Below are 17,225 nucleotides of genomic sequence, written 5' to 3'. Positions count from 1 at the left end.
AATCATCTAAAAATATTAAATCTACTGCCAATTTTTAGCTATATTCTCTACATGAACAGGATACTTATTTCTTTAGTTTTAAAGTATAATTTAATTTTTCTGATTTGATTATTTCTCTTTTGCTGTCTAACAAATAAATTACATCGGGAGTTTTTGAGGTGTAACCATAAAAGGTCTGGTCAGACTCTGGTTTGTCATAATTAAGTACATAAATTGTTCCGTCCTGATCAGCTCCTAAACCTCTTTCGAGATTGAAGTTGCCTTGTTCTACAAACTTTTTTGCTGATTTTCCTTTATAAGTACTTGATAATTCATATTTATGACTTTCTATTGTTCCGTCGCCTGAATAGATTTTTAATTGGGTTTCAATTCCTTCACAATCAGCACATGGCAATAAACCTTCATATATTTTTACTGCTCCTAAACTGTCACTTTCCGGTATTATATCTTCTGTATTTTCTGTAGAAATGATTGTTGTTTCTTCTTTCTTTTTGGAATTGCACGACATTAATTGACACGCAATCACGATGATAATTAATATTTTTTTCATGGCTTTATATTTTTTAATATTTCAAATATAAAGAATATTCTTATATTTATTGGTTTTTATTTAATCTTTACTTTCTGAAATTAATTAAAAAATCAAATCAAAAGTGGATTCTTATTCAAAAGAAAATCAAAAATAAAACTGTTGCGTTATTATAAATGAGAGCAATTTTATTTTGATGAAATATGATTTGTATGTTGAAGTTTTGTATTTTTATTACAGCAAAATAAATAATGTAACTTAACTAAAGTAAAAAACCAATGGGAAAATTTGTAATTACTAAAAGGGCTAACGGCGAGTTTCAATTTAACTTAAAAGCTGGTAATGGTCAGACCATTTTATCGAGTGAAGGTTATTCGACAAAGGCTGCTTGTACAAATGGAATTGAATCTGTGAAAACAAATTCGCAGGATGATAATCGATTTGAAAGAAAAGAATCCAGCAATGGGAAACCCTATTTTAATCTGAAAGCAACTAATGGCCAAATAATTGGAAATAGCGAAATGTATGAAAGTACTTCTGCGAGAGAAAACGGAATAGAGTCAGTAAAAACAAATGCACCATCAGCAACTACAGATGATCAGGCATAACTATTTTTATTTTAAGATCTGATACAAAAACAAAAAGAGGTTTTACAAACGTAAAACCTCTTTAAGCTTCCAAATCAATTTAACAATTCTCAAAAAAAAAAAACCAACTTTTTATTTATTATTAAAGTTTATTATAAACTCTGAACGTCTGTTTAACTGATGTTCTTTGTCGGAACATTTTACGCCGTCAGAGCATTTGTTTATCAATTGAGTTTCTCCATACCCTTTGCCAGTAATCCTGCCTGGTCTGGCTCCTTTATTGATAAGATAATCCATTGTCGTTTTTGCCCTTCTGTCAGATAAATTAAGATTATATTCGTTATCCCCGCGACTGTCTGTATGCGACCTGATGTCGACTGTTATTGTGGGATAATCTTTTAAAACCTGAACGATTTTGTTCAGTTCTTTCTCTGAAGCGGCTTTGATTTTAGTATCATCAAAATCAAAATAAATGGGTTTTAAACCTAACTTTTTAGTCAAATCAGATCCATCTGTAATTGATTGATTGTCTTCAGTTGGTAACTCACTCGCATTGGGATCCGTGTCAAGATATTTATTGATTTCAATCATTTGATCTTCGTCTTTTTTGACCAGTTTCAAATCTTCATTACCTTTAAGATATCCCACTTTATCATAGCTTAGATGATAATCTCCTGCCGGAACTTTTATCAGATATTCGCCTGCATTATCGGTATAATAATCGTCAAGCTTTTTTTGATTGGCATCAAACAATGTGATTTTAGTTTTTGGAAGTAATTCGTTGTATTTTTTATCATATACTTTTCCAAAAACGGTAAGATCATACTTTAGTTTTAAAGGTTCAAGTTCTACTAAACCGTAAATCTGGTCATCATTTGTTCTGTTTGAAGCAAAAAAACCTTTGTGTGTTGCGGGATTAATTATGAATCCGAAATCATCTCCGGGCGAATTAATTGGTTTTCCAATATTTATGACTTTGTATGTCGCATTATCCGAATTTTTTATTGCTGCAAAAACATCTAAGCCTCCAAGTCCTGAATGTCCGTCTGAAGCAAAATAAAGCTGCCCGTCTGTTGACATAGAAGGAAATGTTTCGCGCCCGATGGTATTAATCGATGGTCCCATATTTTTGATTTCGCCAAAAGTTCCGTCGCCATTTAATGCAACCTGATATAAATCTGTCTGACCTATAGTTCCGGGTCTGTCTGATGCAAAAATCAACGTTTTACCATCTGGCGTTAAAGCCGGATGTGCATTTGAAAATGAATTGTCATTAAAGGATAAATCTTCAATATTGGTCCATTTATCATTTACGAGTGTTGCTCTGTAAATCCTAAGGCGATTGGTTTTTGTGTCATCAACGGTATATTTATTTCCCAAAAAATTACTTCTTGTAAAATACATTTGGGTGCCGTCTTTTGTAAATGCCGGCGTTGATTGATGAAAAACCGAATTTACTTTTCCGCTTACTTTTTTGGCATTTACCAAATCGCCATCGTCTGTAATTGTAGCTTCATAAAGTTTGAAAAACGGTTTTTTATTCCATCTGTCTTTCATTCTTTCTACTACATTTGTGTCTCTGGCAGAAGTAAATATTACCTGATTGTCTTTGTAAAAAGCAACTCCGTAATCTGGCATACTCGAATTGATGCTTACCGGTTTTATGGTAAATCTGTCGGATTGTTTTTCTACATCTTTTAGGTAATCGGTGCCTGGATTTATGGCTTCTTTACCGGATTTGCTATTAAGCTCTTTTATTATTTTAGAAGCTTCATCAAATTGTCCGTTAGATTTAAGGCATTGCGCATAACGAAAAAGCTGGTCGTTGGTAAAAACATAATTGTCTTTTAATTTACCAATCTGGTTATAGGATTTTAATGCATTTTTATAATCTCCGTTAAAGAAATAAGAGTCTCCCAGTTTTGCATAGATCCCTGATGAACCAAATTCTTTTTGAACGAGCTTATCGTATAAGTCACTCGAATTGACGTATGCGTAGGCTTGTTTATCGTATTCTTTTTCGGCTTTATTGATTAATTTAGTCTGCGAGTACGCACTAAACAAACCAAATAAGGCTATCCAAAGTAGAAAATATTTTTTCATAAGTATTTTTTTAATCATTAATTAAAAGAATCTTGGATTAATCATTTGTTTGTTCGATTTATTGAAAAGATCAAATCTTAAGAAGAACTCGTGTGTACCTGAGTTATAGCTTCGCAAATCTGTTGTTTCATAATCGTATGCATACCCAATTTGAATATTGTCTGTAACCTGAAAACCTGCCAAGCCGCTTATACTGGCATTCCAGCGATACGCTACACCAAGAGTCAGTTTGTCGAACATCAGGAAATTTGCAGATAAATCGACTGCTATGGGAGCTCCTTTTACGACTTTGACCAAAACTGCCGGTTTAAATCTTATATCTGGGCTAAGATCAAAAACATATCCTGCAATACCATAAAAGTGAGCATTCGAGGTGTAAACTGTTGAAGCTACATCATCGTAATAATCTGTTTTTAGCAGTTTGGGAACTGAAATCCCCAAATACCAATTGTAGGTATGCATATAAAATCCGACACCAACGTTAGGCAGAAATTTAGATTCTTTTCCGGTCAAAAAAGGATCGGGTTTTTCTATAATCAATTTGTTATAATCGACTACGAAATTGTCAAAACCTCCGGATATCCCAAAAGAGAATTTCAAATCATTATTACCTACAATCGTATAAGCGTAACTCACCATCAATTCTAAATTATCTGTTGGTCCTATTTTGTCACTGGACACATTTAATCCAATACCGTTGCCATGATACCCTAACGGACCCTGAACCGAAAAGTTCATTGTTTCAGGAGAGCCTTCTAAACCAACCCATTGTGTTCTATATAAACCCATTGCACTTACTACTTCTCTTGAGCCTGTATATCCAGGATTAAAAGCCATCGTGTTGTACATATATTGCGTGTACTGCGATTCTTGCTGTGCCGAAGCATCAAAAACTCCCAATAACAATATAGCTACTATGTAAAAAAATTTTTCCATAAGTTAATTTTATTGGTTATTGATATATAAATAGCCTGATTTTTGAATTACTTCTCTACCGTTAATAGTGTAATTAATTATATAGAAATAGGTTCCTGTTGGAAGTTTTTCTTTTTTATTCACGGTTACACGTCCATCAGAATATCCTGTAAACATTACATCGGTTTCGTTATACGATCTTGCGTCGTATACTTTTACGCCCCAACGATTGTAAATTTCTACTCTGTTATCCGGATATTTATCGATTCCATCTATGACGAATTTATCATTTATGCCATCTCCGTTAGGCGACATACCGTTATTGATAACTAAATCAGTTGGGCCAACATCTGGTTTTTTCACAATTCCTATTGCAAAAATTCCATATCCTTTCACCTGCGATGTTACCAGTTTTGTATAATTTTCGGTAGTTGCGGGATCGCTTGTTACGCCTCCTTCATCTACCCATTTTGACAAGGCCTGATCCCAGCGGACTATAGATAATTTTGTATCTGGATTTTCGTCAAAGAAAAAAGAAGGCGGCGTTGTATCAGGATCTAATGAAAGACTTAATACAATTTTTTCGCTTCCAAGGTCTTGGGTTATATTCCAATATTCAGCCTGATCTATAGCAGTAATGATATCTTCTTTACTGGTGTAAGGATGAGTTGCTCCGGCATTTGCAAAGAAATACTGGGTTACATAAACGTTGTTTGGATCTGTGCCCTGTGCATGATAAGAAGGTCTGAAATAAGTTGAAGCTCCCACTGGAAATTCAAATAATACAGTACCTTTTTTCTCTACTTTTCCATCTACAAAACTCAGGTCGCTTACGTCTGAATGAAAAGCATTTTGATTAAAAATGACTTTTCCGTCATAACTGGCAGCATCAATAATTCCTTTTTTAAATTCTGCCTGATTACCAACAGCAATATCTGTTGCAAGGTGAAAAGGAACTGCTGTGGAAGCGTTTTCAAAAATTACATTCTGAAAATTTGAAATCGACCTGCCATCAATAAATTGTACCTGAGATCCGGTAAAAAACGTTTTTCCGTTACTTACATTGCTATAGGTAACCAATCCGTCATTATTAAAATTTTTATAAACGATGAAGTTTCCATCATTTAAAAAATCTCCTTCTATAGTATTATTAAAGTCTGATACTGTAGCAAAAAGTGTATTTGGTGCAATTGATAAATCGCCAATATTCACGGTTTGTGCAGAAATCTCGTTTATATAAAATAGTATCAGAAGACCCGCTTTTATATATTTTTTCATCATATTTTTATATTTAAAAATGATATATTAATGAAACAGTTTGTCCTCAATTTAATAGGAGAGTATTAAAACACCCCGTCTGCCATTTGACAAACCAGGTGCTTTAGAATACTCTTCTTATTTTTTTAATTAAGGAATTACATAATTTACATTAATGTTTGCCTGAATGTAATCTATTGCCCACTTCATTGTATTAGCATAAAAAATACTATTATAGACATTTATACCACCATTGTAAGGTTTTACAAGCGGAAGCCCTACTGTTGATATTCTTGCAGGGTAATCTGTTGTAGAGGTATTTCCGTTTGAAGTACCTGTAAGTAAACCTCCATCTCCACAATATAAATATCCTAATGTATTGTGTTTAAATGTTGTTACTCTAGCCGGAAGATTCTGGATTGTTGCTAAACTTGTTGTGTTTGTTGGCAATGAAAGAGAGAATGAATTATTATTATCACCACCTATAGCAAGTCCTTGTATGTTTCCGAAAGGACCATTTAAGACTGGATCTGCAATATTTGCCAGCGGATTAATGTATGTTGGATTATTTCTATTCACATCTGTTACTGCAGAACCACAAATAGCATTTACTAAACTTTGTACGCATGTTTCGCAATTTTCCTGAGCATGAAGGAAAAATCCTTTTTTATTTTTAACGAAATCTGCCAGAATTTGTATAGTTGCAGCATCGCTTGTATTATAGTTATACCCCATTACTATGATATCAATTTTATTTGTATTGATTAAGTTTTTTAAGGTAGTACCTATATTATATCCTCCATTAACGATATTGATTCCGTTAACTTGTACCGTACCTGTAGGCCCAAAGTTTGCAGTTGAAGCTATTACAGCTCTTGCACTATAAACTCCAGCAGTACCTGGTTGGTAGATACCATCTCCCAGACCCAGCACATTGATTAAACGAATAACGAATGAAACACTTTTGTTACAGGCTGTTCCTCCATTGGTACTATTTGCTGTAATGGCGTATGTAAAAGGACCTCCCGCTACTGGTGTGCCTGTTGCTGTTAATACCACATTTTGTGCTCCTGTTGAAGCAAATGTGCCTGTTCCTGAAAAGCTTATACCATTTACTGTATTTGTAGTAATAGTATATGCTCCCACATAAGTTACGTTTACAGGAACTGTCATGGTATTTGTTGCATCCATTGGTACTCCCGGAGCATAATTGCCCGCTACGGTTATTGATGAACAGCTGGTTGTATAAGTTACAGGTTGTGCTGCAGTAATTATATTTAATGTACATGTGCCTACACTTCCCGGTGATCCTGTAACCGTCAAGGCTACGTTGCCGGCAGTTGTAGGAGTTCCTGAACCATTTAGGGTAACTGTTTGTGCGCCCAAAGTAGATAAATTGATCAATCCTGAAGTAAATGTAATGCCGCTTGCTGTTGATGTGGTTATCGTAGTTTGACCTGTTGCTGTTACGGTAATTGGTAAAGTAACTGTATTAGTCGACGTTAAAGGAACATTTAGCATGTAAGTTCCGTTTTGTGTAGCAGTTGCACAATCTATTGTATATGCTACTGGTGCAACTGTAACTGCAATACCTGAACAAGAACCACTTCCTGTGGTTGTGGCATTAGAAGACAGGTTAAAACTATTTATACCTGATGCAATTGGTGTACCCGTACCTCTCAATTCAATTGTTTGTGCACCTAATGATGTATAAGTACCTGTACCGCTAAATGAATATCCGTTTACTGTATTAGTACTCATGCTCCAATAACCCAGATTGGTTACATTCACGTCTACTGTTAATTTATTTCCAACTACTAATGGAATTCCAATATTATAAGAACCTAGTGGCGCTATACTGGCGCATGTTATGGCAAAATCAACATTGGCTTTTTCAACAAATACGTGAGGCTGACATGTAACGGCTACTCCATTTAATGAAATCGTAATTGGATCTCCAGGATCTCCTACTGTGAAACCGCTGTTTGGTGTCCCTGTTCCGGGAAGATTCAAAACATAAGAGCCTGCAGCAGGAAAAGTTCCGCTTGTCGTAAAATAATAACCATTTGTTGTGGTTGCAGAAATCGTATAAGTCCCTGGCTGAATTGCTGTAACCGGTACTGTCAAATAATTTGACAAAGTTAAAGCGACCCCTTGCTTATAAGTTCCATAAGATGCTATTTGGGCACATTCATCTGCTGAGATTCCAAATACTGCCGGTGGAGGCGTACCACAAACACTTAACCAGATACTTTGTATGGCACTCCAATAATCAAAACATCCTGTTGTTGTATTATATATCAACAAACCATCAGTTCGGTTAGCAGCTGTAATTCCATCACGCTGTGCTGTAGTTAATCTAGGAGTCAACATTCCTTTTGTGTTACTCTCCAATTCAAATAAAGCTCCCGGAAAGGCTTTAGTTGGTCCCGTACTTACCGTTCCGTCCTTTATTTTTGTATTATCCGTTTGTGCAAAAACTGAGCAGAAACTGAGCAAACTAAAAAGTGCTGCCAGGATAATTTTTTGCGTTTTATATATATTTACGTTCATAATATTATTTTTTTAGTGTAGAATAATCTTTATTGGTACTTATGCTTTTGCTAAATAAATAGTAAAGAGGCGAATAAGGACTTTTATTATTTTTTCTCCAATATTAGTTTTTCTAATTTTTCCAAACGTTGATTCATCGATACTGAAGCTTCTTTCAATTCTTTAATTTCTTTGTCTTTAGCTTCAATCTCTTTGTTTTGTTCTATTATATGAAGGTATATCTCTTCTGTTTTTTCTAATAACTGAATTGATAATTCCGACATATTAAAAGAATACCCTTCTTTTGTTTTTTCTAACTCGTTTATTGGAGTTATTCCCGGAAGGTGTTTGTTCTTTTTGATATAATCCTCTACCTCAGATAATGGTTTGAATTTATAATCGGCTTTGATATCAGAAAAACCTTTAAAATAATCTTCGAATACGTAATCAGCGTAGTAACTATTTACTGTAGTAATAGAACCGTTTACTCTCAATTTTTCGTTAGTCGCGGCAGATGGTGTTGTGTATCCAATTCCGACCCATCCGTTTGTATAAATGTTTTCGGTATTTAATGTTGCACCAATATTTGTCGTTGTGCTAAACCACGGTTCTTTTACCGCTGCGCTCAGATCAACTGGATTAACTGTTCCGTCTTCGTCTTTATAATCTAAATTACCTGTTGCCAAATTCACCTGCAGGGTTGTAAGTGTTTGAGCATCCCCTATTAAATCTACCAGTTTAAAATTAGCAGAATTCCCTAATTCATCTTTATAAATCAGTGATACGCCATCATAAGTCAATGCAGTTAATGTTTCTGTACCTTTAACTAAAACTGATAAATCAATTGGGTTAGCCACATTTGCCTCATCTGTATATGTCAAAGTATGTACATCTCTTACCGCTCCAAGACTATCTGTAACTGTTGTTACCACATCTACCAAAGAAGTAAGTGTTTGTCCCGCTGTAATGGCTGGTGTTAAATCTAACGGAGTACTTGCAACACCGTTTATAGTTGTTATTAAATTTGCTCCTGTTAATGAATTTGCATTAGTATTAATAATTGGAGCACCTGTACTTGTTACGCCATTTACGGTTACTGTTCCGGTATTTACTGCACTTGCATTAGAAACTGTTGTAGCAGTTGCAAGAGCTGCCGGAGTCAAAAGAGATCCACCGTCTGTACCCACTTTTACAAGATTTCCTGCATCTGCACTTACTACTTGCGAAGTTACTGCTGTTCCTGCTTCGTTTGTATAAGTAATAGCTCCTGTTGTTACGTTTTGAGCCTGAGTTGTTACTGTTTGTGCCGCTGCAATTGCTGGTGCTAAATCTAACGGAGTACTTGCAACACCGTTTATAGTTGTTGTTAAACTTGAACCTGTTAATGAAGTCGCATTAGTATTAATAATTGGAGCTCCTGTACTTGTTACGCCATTAACGGTTACTGTTCCGGTATTTACTGCACTTGCATTAGAAACTGTTGTAGCCGCTGCAATTGCTGGTGCTAAATCTAGTGCTGTACTTGCAACTCCATTTACAGTTGTAGTTAAACTTGACCCTGTTAACGAAGCCGCATTTGTATTCACTATTGGTACCCCTGTCGCTGCTACACCATTTACTGTAGTGGTTAAAGTATTAACCAAACTTGTGTTCGAAACTGTTGTTGGAGTTGTAATTGCTGCTGCAGTTAATAAAGCTCCTCCATCTGTACCAACTGTTACAAGATTTCCCGCATTAGCACTCACAACTTGAGAAGTTACTGCTGTTCCTGCTTCATTTGTATAAGTGATTGCTCCGGTAGTTAAATTCTGAGCTTGTGTAGTAAGTGTTTCTTCTGCTTTGATAACATCTGTAATTTCTGTTTTAAAAGCAGGATCGTTTACGATTGTCGAAGCATTTGATATCACATCGCCTACAACATCAATTGTAGTTGCTGTTGCATTTTCACTTGTGTAAAGATAAGTACCGTCATTAGCAGCATTTTTTACTAATGTTGTTATTATTTGCCCTGCTGCAATGGCCGGGGTTAAATCTAATGGAGTACTTGCAACGCCGTTTATAGTTGTTGTCAGGTTTGTTCCTGTTAGTGAATTTGCATTGGTATTGATTATTGGAGCTCCTGTACTTGTTACACCGTTTACGGTTACTGTCGAAGTATTAACAGAGCTTGCATTCGCAACTGTTGTAGCGGTTGCAAGTGCTGCCGAAGTTAAAAGAGATCCACCATCAGTACCAACTGTTACAAGGTTACCGGCATTTGCACTTACTATTTGCGAAGTGGTTGGTGTTCCGGCTTCATCTGTGTAAGTGATTGCGCCCGTTGTTAAATTTTGAGCTAGTGAAGTAAGTGTTTCTTCTGATTTGACAACATTTGTAATTTCTGTTTTAAAAGCAGGATCGTTTACAATTGTTGAAGCATTTGAAATCACATCGCCTACAACATCAATTGTAGTTGGCGTTAAATCTTCACTTGTATAAAGATAAGTTCCATCATTAGCAGCATTTTTTACTAATGTTGTTACGGTTTCTTCTGTTTTAATAACATCTGTAATTTCTGTTTTAAAAGCAGGATCGTTTACAATTGTTGACGCATTTGTAATCACATCGCCTACAACATCTATTGTAGTTGGTGTTAAATCTTCACTTGTATAAAGATATGTACCATCATTAGCCGCATTTTTTACTAATGTTGTTACGGTTTCTTCTGTTTTAATAACATCTGTAATTTCTGTTTTAAAAGCAGGATTGTTTACAATTGTTGATGCATTTGTAATCACATCTCCTACAACATCGATTGTAGTTGGTGTAGCGTTTTCACTTGTATAAAGATATGTACCATCATTAGCAGCATTTTTTACCAATGTTGTTATGGTCTCATTTGCTTTTACAATTGTGCTGATGTCTACAACCTGAGTAGTTCCGGTTGCATCAACATAACTAAACTGATTTGTTGCAGCATCAAAAGTTACATTTCCTTCTGTTTTGTTTACAATATCTTCAATTAAGTTTGTTACTGCAGGATCATTTACAATCGTACTGAAATTAGAGGTCACATCGCCAACAACATCTATATTTACGGCAGTTCCTGCTTCATTTGTATAGGTGTACGAACCTGCGCCATTATTGACAAGTGTTGTGAGTGTTTCTTCAGTTTTGATCACATTTGTAAGTTCTGTTTTGAAAGTCGGATCATTCAAAATCGTTGAAGCATTTGTAATCACATCGCCAACAACATCTATTGTAGTTGGTGTTAAATCTTCACTTGTATAAAGATATGTACCATCATTAGCCGCATTTTTTACCAATGTTGTTACGGTTTCTTCTGTTTAATAACATCTGTAATTTCTGTTTTAAAAGCAGGATCGTTTACAATTGTTGAAGCATTTGTAATCACATCGCCTACAACATCGATTGTAGTTGGTGTAGCATTTTCACTTGTGTAAAGATACGTACCATCATTAGCCGCATTTTTTACCAATGTTGTTATAGTCTCATTTGTTTTTACAATGGTATTAATGTCTACAACCTGAGTAGTTCCGGTTGCATCAACATAACTAAACTGGTTTGTTGCAGCATCAAAAGTTACATTACCATCTGTTTTGTTTACAATATCTTCAATTAAGTTTGTTACTGCAGGATCGTTTACAATCGTACTGAAATTTGAGGTCACATCGCCTACAACATCAATATTTACGGCAGTTCCTGCTTCGTTTGTATAGGTATAAGAACCTGCACCGTTATTGACAAGTGTTGTTAAAGTTTCGTTTGCCTGAATAACATCTGTTATTTCAGTTACAAACGCAGGATCATTCAAAATTGTTGAAGCATTGGTAATCACATCGCCTACAACATCGATTGTAGTTGGTGTAGCATTTTCACTTGTATAAACATACTTCCCATTATTGGCGGCATCTTTATCTAAAGTGGTTAATGTTTCGTTTGCTTTTACAATAGTACTAATGTCTACAACCTGAGTAGTTCCGGTTGCATCGACATAACTAAACTGGTTTGTGGCAGCATCAAAAGTTACATTACCATCTGTTTTGTTTACAATATTTTCGATTAAGTTTGTTACTGCTGGATCGTTTACAATCGTACTGAAATTTGAAGTCACATCGCCAACAACATCAATATTTACGGCAGTTCCTGCTTCATTTGTATAAGTATAAGAACCCGCACCGTTATTAACCAGTGTTGTTAAAGTTTCGTTTGCCTGAATAACATCTGTTATTTCAGTTACAAACGCAGGATTATTCAAAATTGTTGAAGCATTGGTAATAACATCACCTACAACATCAATTGTAGTTAGGGTATTATTTTCACTTTTATAAACATACTTACCATTATTGGCGGCATCTTTATCTAAAGTGGTTAATGTTTCGTTTGCTTTTACAATTGTACTGATATCAATGACTTGAGTGGTTCCGGTTGAATCTACATAACTAAATTGGTTGGTCGTCGAATCAAAAGTTACGGCGCCTTCCGTTTTATTTACAATATCTTCAATAATTGTGGTTACAGCCGGATCATTTACAATTGTACTAAAATTCGAGGTAACATCACCAACAACATCAATATTTACAGCAGTTCCCGCTTCGTTTGTATAGGTATAAGAACCCGCGCCGTTATTGACAAGTGTTGTTAGTGTTTCCTCGGTTTTGATCACATTTGTAAGTTCGGTTTTGAAAGTCGGATCATTCAAAATTGTTGAAGAATTCGTAATCACATCGCCTACAACATCAATATTTACCGGCGTTCCGGCCTCGTTTGTGTACGTATATGAACCCGCGCCGTTATTAACAAGTGTCGTTAATGTTTCGCTTGCCTTTACAATCGAACTAATATCAATTACTTGTGTTGTGCCCGAAGAATCAACATAAGTAAACTGCTGTGTAGCCGGATTGAAAATAACCGTATTGGGACTTGCCGTGATTTCATTCGAAATAACAAGTCTGTTCCATTTGTTAGCAAACCAATAATAATATCCTGGTAATACATCTGAAACAGAAGCAGTATTAAATACTAATAAACTGTTTACATTGCCACTTTTTATTGTCGTAGCATCCGTCGAACCTGTCAATGTAATTCTAGGAATTAATACACCTTTATCGCTGGCTACTACTTCTAATTGTGCTGAAGCATTTGGCATTGGAGTTCCAATACCCACCTGAGAGTAAGCTGCATAACTGCCTAAAAATAAAATTAAGGAGAGTAATTTATTCTTCATAAGATTTGATTATTAGGGTTATTAAATTTGATTATAACTGAAATAAAAAATATGCAGGGAATAAAAAAGGAGTATAGGCAGATGATTTATAAGTATAAACATCTAATACTATTTATCTCAAAAAGATAAATAACAGGCTTTTGAATTTAAAATTTGGCTAAAACGATTGTAGCTGTAAAAACTACTATTCACAAATGCATATCGAATAACAAAAAACACGCATTTAACTCTTATTATACAATTGTAAGAAATTGTATCTCTATATAAAATTTACCGTAAGAACGACTTACACAAAAGAAAGAAAAATTAACATATTTTTGTACTAAATATAAAAATAATCTTTCAAATTATAATTGAAGTGTAAATGTAAAAAATAATAAAACACTAATAATCAAACATTTAATTTTTTTATTAATAATATTTTACTTATTTTATAGAAGTCTTGATTACGTATTTTCTTTATATTTAATTTTGTAAGAATAAATTACTCTAAAAGCCCTTAAAAATAAAGGTTTTATACGAATTTTATTAAAAAAATAAAGGCTGTTTCTATTACAGAAACAGCCTTTAGTGACCAGAATTTATATAGAATTATTTTATTGAATTTATTCCAAAATGAGTCGGAATTACTTGTTTGATAGTTCCGTTTTTGTTAAATTCGAGTTTATCGATGCAAACTTCACGATGAAAACCAGCTGCATCTCCCATTTTTATCCCTGTAGGATATGAAAAACGATGATACGTAATATACCATTCGTCTTTTTTAGGAATTTGTAAAACCGAATTGTGTCCTGTAGCATAAATTCCCTGACTTGGAATTCCTTGTATTACGATATTATCCTTCGGAATTTCGATTGGTCCAAACGGTGATTTCGAAATCCCGTATCTCACTTTATAATTTGGACTTCTGGTATCATCTTCACTCCACAAGAAATAATAAATTCCTTTTCTGTAAATAACATAAGTTCCTTCACGAAAAGTATTATCTACCTGAATTACTTTTGTAGTTGCTGATTTTATCGAAATCATATCAGCATTTAATTCGGCTACAGCCATATAACCATTTCCCCAATACAAATAACTTTTTCCTGTTTTAGGATCTGTAAAAACATCAGGATCAATTTCCTGACCATCTTTTACGCCTTCAGGTCTTGTATTAATAAGAGGTTTTCCGCTGTCTTTAAAAGGTCCCGTGGGATTATCTGATGAGGCTACGCCAACTTTTTGTGCTGCCGTGAAATAATAGAAATACCTGTATTTTCCTTTGATTTTTTTCTCTACAATACATGGCGCCCAGGCGTTTCTGTTTGCCCACTTCACCTCTTTTCTAAGATCAACAATAATTCCTTCGTCTTTCCAATCCGTTAAATTATCGGATGAAAACGTTTTGAAATAATTTCCAGACCAGCTATCAAATCCATCGCTTGTTGGATAGATGTAGTATTTTTTGGTTTTGTTTGAATATAAAATTTCAGGATCAGCATAATATCCTTCTAAAACCGGATTGTTATTTATTTTCGGAAATTGCTTTGGCATTCCCCATTTTGCAATTAATCTTTTCAATTCAGAACGGGTTATTGGCAAAATCGTTCCGTGACGCGGATTAAAATCCATTGAAATATCATTGTCAATAACGGTGAAATTTTCTAGATCTTTCGTTTTAGTAAACTGATATTTTCCTTTGGTGTAAACATCATACATCAAAATATATTCATCAGAATTATTGAGTTTGAACACACTCGAACCTTCAACTCCGTCTTGGGTTTGTTGCAGATAATTATCATTTTCAATCCATTTTCCGGATGTTAAATCTGTTGTTGTCGCTACCTTTATTCCTGCCTTTTCGGTTTCTGTTTTATAGAAAAGATGATAAACTCCGTCTTTCTCAATTATATCTCCGTCGATACAAGCTCTTTCAGATTTTGGTACAAATAACAATTTTGGTGCACTTTCCAGAGCCGTGAAATCTTTATTCGCATAAGCGTAATAAATTTTATCAGGACCTCCGGCATGTTGCATACTAAAGTAAATCATGTATTTACCCGCTTTTGCATCATAAATAGTCTGCGGTGCCCAAACTCGTTTTAGATTTTCATTTCCTGAAAAAGTGGTTTGAATGTTTACAACGCTACTTTCCCATTTTACAAGATCGGTGCTTTTAAGCAAAATCATTGCGCGATTGCTGTCCCAGCCTTTTGAGGAAGTCATATCCGTCAAAACCATATAAAATGTTTTACCATCATCGCCACGCAAAATATGCGGATCCCGAACGCCGCCAGTCGAACTTATCGTTTTACTCTCAATAACAGGTTGGTTATTGTTGAGGTTATAATAATGATAACCGTCTGCGCTGATGGCATATCTTACGGCTTCTTCTTCGACATTATTTCCTGTGAAGTACACAAATAAATAAGCTGTTAAATCTTTATCGGCAATAACGGGCGGAATTCCTTTTGTATTCTGGGCTTGTAAAAAATTAAATAGCATTAAAAACAATGCAAAACTAAAATGTGTTTTCTTCATTATTTTTTACTTTTTAATTGATACAAAACAGCACTATGTGGTTTTAATTCAGCAGAAATTGTTGCAGCAGAAACTTTTGATTTTTCGCCAGTCCACATATTTAAAACTTCAACATTATCCGAAATTCCAAGATCTGAAAGTTTCACAGCAATATTTTCTGAAGCTGTGTCCGAAATATTAAACAAGGCCAGATATACACTTTCGTCTTTTGGATTTTTTGACGTCACCGCAATTTTCCCATCTTGCTGAAAAAGCTGTTTTACATCTGTACTTTCATTGTGCATTTTTACTACATCTTTATTGGTTAATAATGAAAGTGTAAAAGCATCATTACTTGGTAAATCCCCACCAAAAAACAAAGGCGATTTAAAAATATTAAAAAAGGTAATCAATGTATATTGTTCGTCTTTTGTTAAACGCGTCATTCTGTCTTCGCCACGTTCTCCTCTTAAAGAAATACGCCCAAGCGGAATCATATCGCAGTCCGGCCAGGTTCCCGGTGCAATGTACGAATACCATTTTTGGCTTACTTCCATCAAATGTGTAATGTGCGGCCAAGTGTCCCAAACGTCATCAACCATTCTCCACATATTGGCATGTTCTTTTACATGCGAAGCCGCAGTAATAGGTGTTTCTCCCGGAGAAGTACTTAATACGATTTTACGTCCGCATTTGTCGATTGCATTTCTAATCAGGTTGATTTCGCCTTCGTGATACGGTCTTGACAAATCATCAATTTTGATAAAATCTACGCCCCATTGTGCATACAATTCAAATATTGAATTGTAATATTCCTGTGCTCCGGGTTTATCTGCCAGAATGGTGTAATTGTCTTTTAACCATTCACATTGCAAAGCTGTCGTATAAATTTGATCGGCTGTAATTCCGTTTGCGCCTTTAATCGGCATTTTGTCTTCAACCGCTTTTTTAGGAATTCCGCGCATAATATGAATCCCAAATTTCAGTCCTTTTTTATGAATATAATCTGCCAAAGGTTTAAATCCTTGTCCGTCTTTCGCCGATGGAAAACGGTTTAAAGCCGGCTGATATCTTCCGTATTGATCGATTACATAACGAGGATCTGTTTGATTGTACCCTCCTGCTTTGTCATTTTCTACAAACCATCTGATGTCTACAACAATATATTCCCAACCGAATTTTTTCAGGTTTTTAACCATATAATCGGCGTTGGCTTTTACTTCGTGTTCTTCTACCGTTGAGCCGTAACAATCCCAGCTGTTCCAACCCATTGGCGGCGTTTGTGCCCATTGTTTGAAATCATCTTTTTTGATTTTTTTTGTCTGAGAATTCGACGTAACTGAAACCAAAGCAACTCCGATTATCAGAACAATTCTATTTTTTATTTTCATCTTAATTTAAATAAATGTAAATATTACACTTTAAATATAATAAACTTTTTTTATATCTACTTTTTAATTAGACCTTAAAGTTCCAAAGCCTAATATAATAAGTTAAGAAAAGTTTATAATCCTATGGCGAATGAATCTCTCGCAAAGGCGCAAAATCGCACAGTTTTTGTCATTTCGACGGA

The 17,225-nt window shown here is 34.8% G+C and carries 10 protein-coding genes; 1 reads left to right on the top strand and 9 read right to left on the bottom strand.

The features are described 5' to 3' along the window. Positions 1–64: 64 nt before the first annotated feature. Positions 65–550: a copper resistance protein NlpE gene (locus ACZ0AH_RS09630; RefSeq protein WP_463475581.1), complete on the bottom strand. Its 486-nt coding sequence runs from the start codon at positions 548–550 to the stop codon at positions 65–67. A gap of 257 nt (positions 551–807) precedes the next feature. Between ACZ0AH_RS09630 and ACZ0AH_RS09625 the strand changes: the two genes are divergently transcribed. Next, positions 808–1,137 carry a YegP family protein gene (locus ACZ0AH_RS09625; RefSeq protein WP_463475580.1) on the top strand — a complete coding sequence of 110 codons (330 nt, stop codon included), beginning with the start codon at positions 808–810 and terminating at the stop codon, positions 1,135–1,137. Between the two features lie 111 nt (positions 1,138–1,248). Here the strand turns inward: ACZ0AH_RS09625 and ACZ0AH_RS09620 are convergent, their stop codons facing one another. From ACZ0AH_RS09620 to ACZ0AH_RS09585, 8 genes are all read right to left on the bottom strand, one after another. Beyond that, the gene (locus tag ACZ0AH_RS09620) at positions 1,249–3,219 is read right to left on the bottom strand and encodes an OmpA family protein (protein WP_463475579.1); all 1,971 of its coding nucleotides are present in this window, start codon (positions 3,217–3,219) and stop codon (positions 1,249–1,251) included. Between the two features lie 21 nt (positions 3,220–3,240). Next, a complete protein-coding gene (locus ACZ0AH_RS09615; protein WP_463475578.1) occupies positions 3,241–4,155 on the bottom strand; it encodes a PorP/SprF family type IX secretion system membrane protein in 915 nt (304 codons plus the stop codon). 9 nt (positions 4,156–4,164) lie between these two features. Beyond that, the gene (locus tag ACZ0AH_RS09610) at positions 4,165–5,415 is read right to left on the bottom strand and encodes a gliding motility-associated C-terminal domain-containing protein (protein ID WP_463475577.1); all 1,251 of its coding nucleotides are present in this window, start codon (positions 5,413–5,415) and stop codon (positions 4,165–4,167) included. 126 nt (positions 5,416–5,541) lie between these two features. Beyond that, positions 5,542–7,944 (bottom strand): hypothetical protein, encoded by a 2,403-nt coding sequence (locus ACZ0AH_RS09605; protein ID WP_463475576.1) that lies wholly within the window; start codon positions 7,942–7,944, stop codon positions 5,542–5,544. 86 nt (positions 7,945–8,030) lie between these two features. After that, positions 8,031–11,228, bottom strand: a complete 3,198-nt coding sequence (locus ACZ0AH_RS09600; RefSeq protein ID WP_463475575.1) for a beta strand repeat-containing protein — start codon at positions 11,226–11,228, stop codon at positions 8,031–8,033. A 5-nt stretch (positions 11,229–11,233) separates the two neighbouring features. Continuing rightward, entirely contained in the window at positions 11,234–13,150 is a 1,917-nt protein-coding gene (locus tag ACZ0AH_RS09595) for an autotransporter outer membrane beta-barrel domain-containing protein (protein WP_463475574.1), read from the bottom strand. A gap of 591 nt (positions 13,151–13,741) precedes the next feature. Next, a complete protein-coding gene (locus tag ACZ0AH_RS09590; protein WP_463475573.1) occupies positions 13,742–15,673 on the bottom strand; it encodes a family 43 glycosylhydrolase in 1,932 nt (643 codons plus the stop codon). Further along, entirely contained in the window at positions 15,673–17,043 is a 1,371-nt protein-coding gene (locus tag ACZ0AH_RS09585) for a glycoside hydrolase family 27 protein (RefSeq protein WP_463475572.1), read from the bottom strand. The genes ACZ0AH_RS09590 and ACZ0AH_RS09585 overlap by 1 nt, the downstream gene beginning before the upstream one ends. Positions 17,044–17,225: the final 182 nt, after the last annotated feature.

The organism is Flavobacterium sp. AC105, from assembly GCF_979258495.1.
Note: the sequence above shows the minus strand (reverse complement) of the source record. Positions and strands in the feature narration are given on the sequence as shown.

What these genes read in the sequence shown, in the direction of transcription:
- ACZ0AH_RS09630 (WP_463475581.1), bottom strand. Translation starts at nt 550, where the DNA reads ATGAAAAAAATATTAATTATCATCGTGATTGCGTGTCAATTAATGTCG.
- ACZ0AH_RS09625 (WP_463475580.1), top strand. Translation starts at nt 808, where the DNA reads ATGGGAAAATTTGTAATTACTAAAAGGGCTAACGGCGAGTTTCAATTT.
- ACZ0AH_RS09620 (WP_463475579.1), bottom strand. Translation starts at nt 3,219, where the DNA reads ATGAAAAAATATTTTCTACTTTGGATAGCCTTATTTGGTTTGTTTAGT.
- ACZ0AH_RS09615 (WP_463475578.1), bottom strand. Translation starts at nt 4,155, where the DNA reads ATGGAAAAATTTTTTTACATAGTAGCTATATTGTTATTGGGAGTTTTT.
- ACZ0AH_RS09610 (WP_463475577.1), bottom strand. Translation starts at nt 5,415, where the DNA reads ATGATGAAAAAATATATAAAAGCGGGTCTTCTGATACTATTTTATATA.
- ACZ0AH_RS09605 (WP_463475576.1), bottom strand. Translation starts at nt 7,944, where the DNA reads ATGAACGTAAATATATATAAAACGCAAAAAATTATCCTGGCAGCACTT.
- ACZ0AH_RS09595 (WP_463475574.1), bottom strand. Translation starts at nt 13,150, where the DNA reads ATGAAGAATAAATTACTCTCCTTAATTTTATTTTTAGGCAGTTATGCA.
- ACZ0AH_RS09590 (WP_463475573.1), bottom strand. Translation starts at nt 15,673, where the DNA reads ATGAAGAAAACACATTTTAGTTTTGCATTGTTTTTAATGCTATTTAAT.
- ACZ0AH_RS09585 (WP_463475572.1), bottom strand. Translation starts at nt 17,043, where the DNA reads ATGAAAATAAAAAATAGAATTGTTCTGATAATCGGAGTTGCTTTGGTT.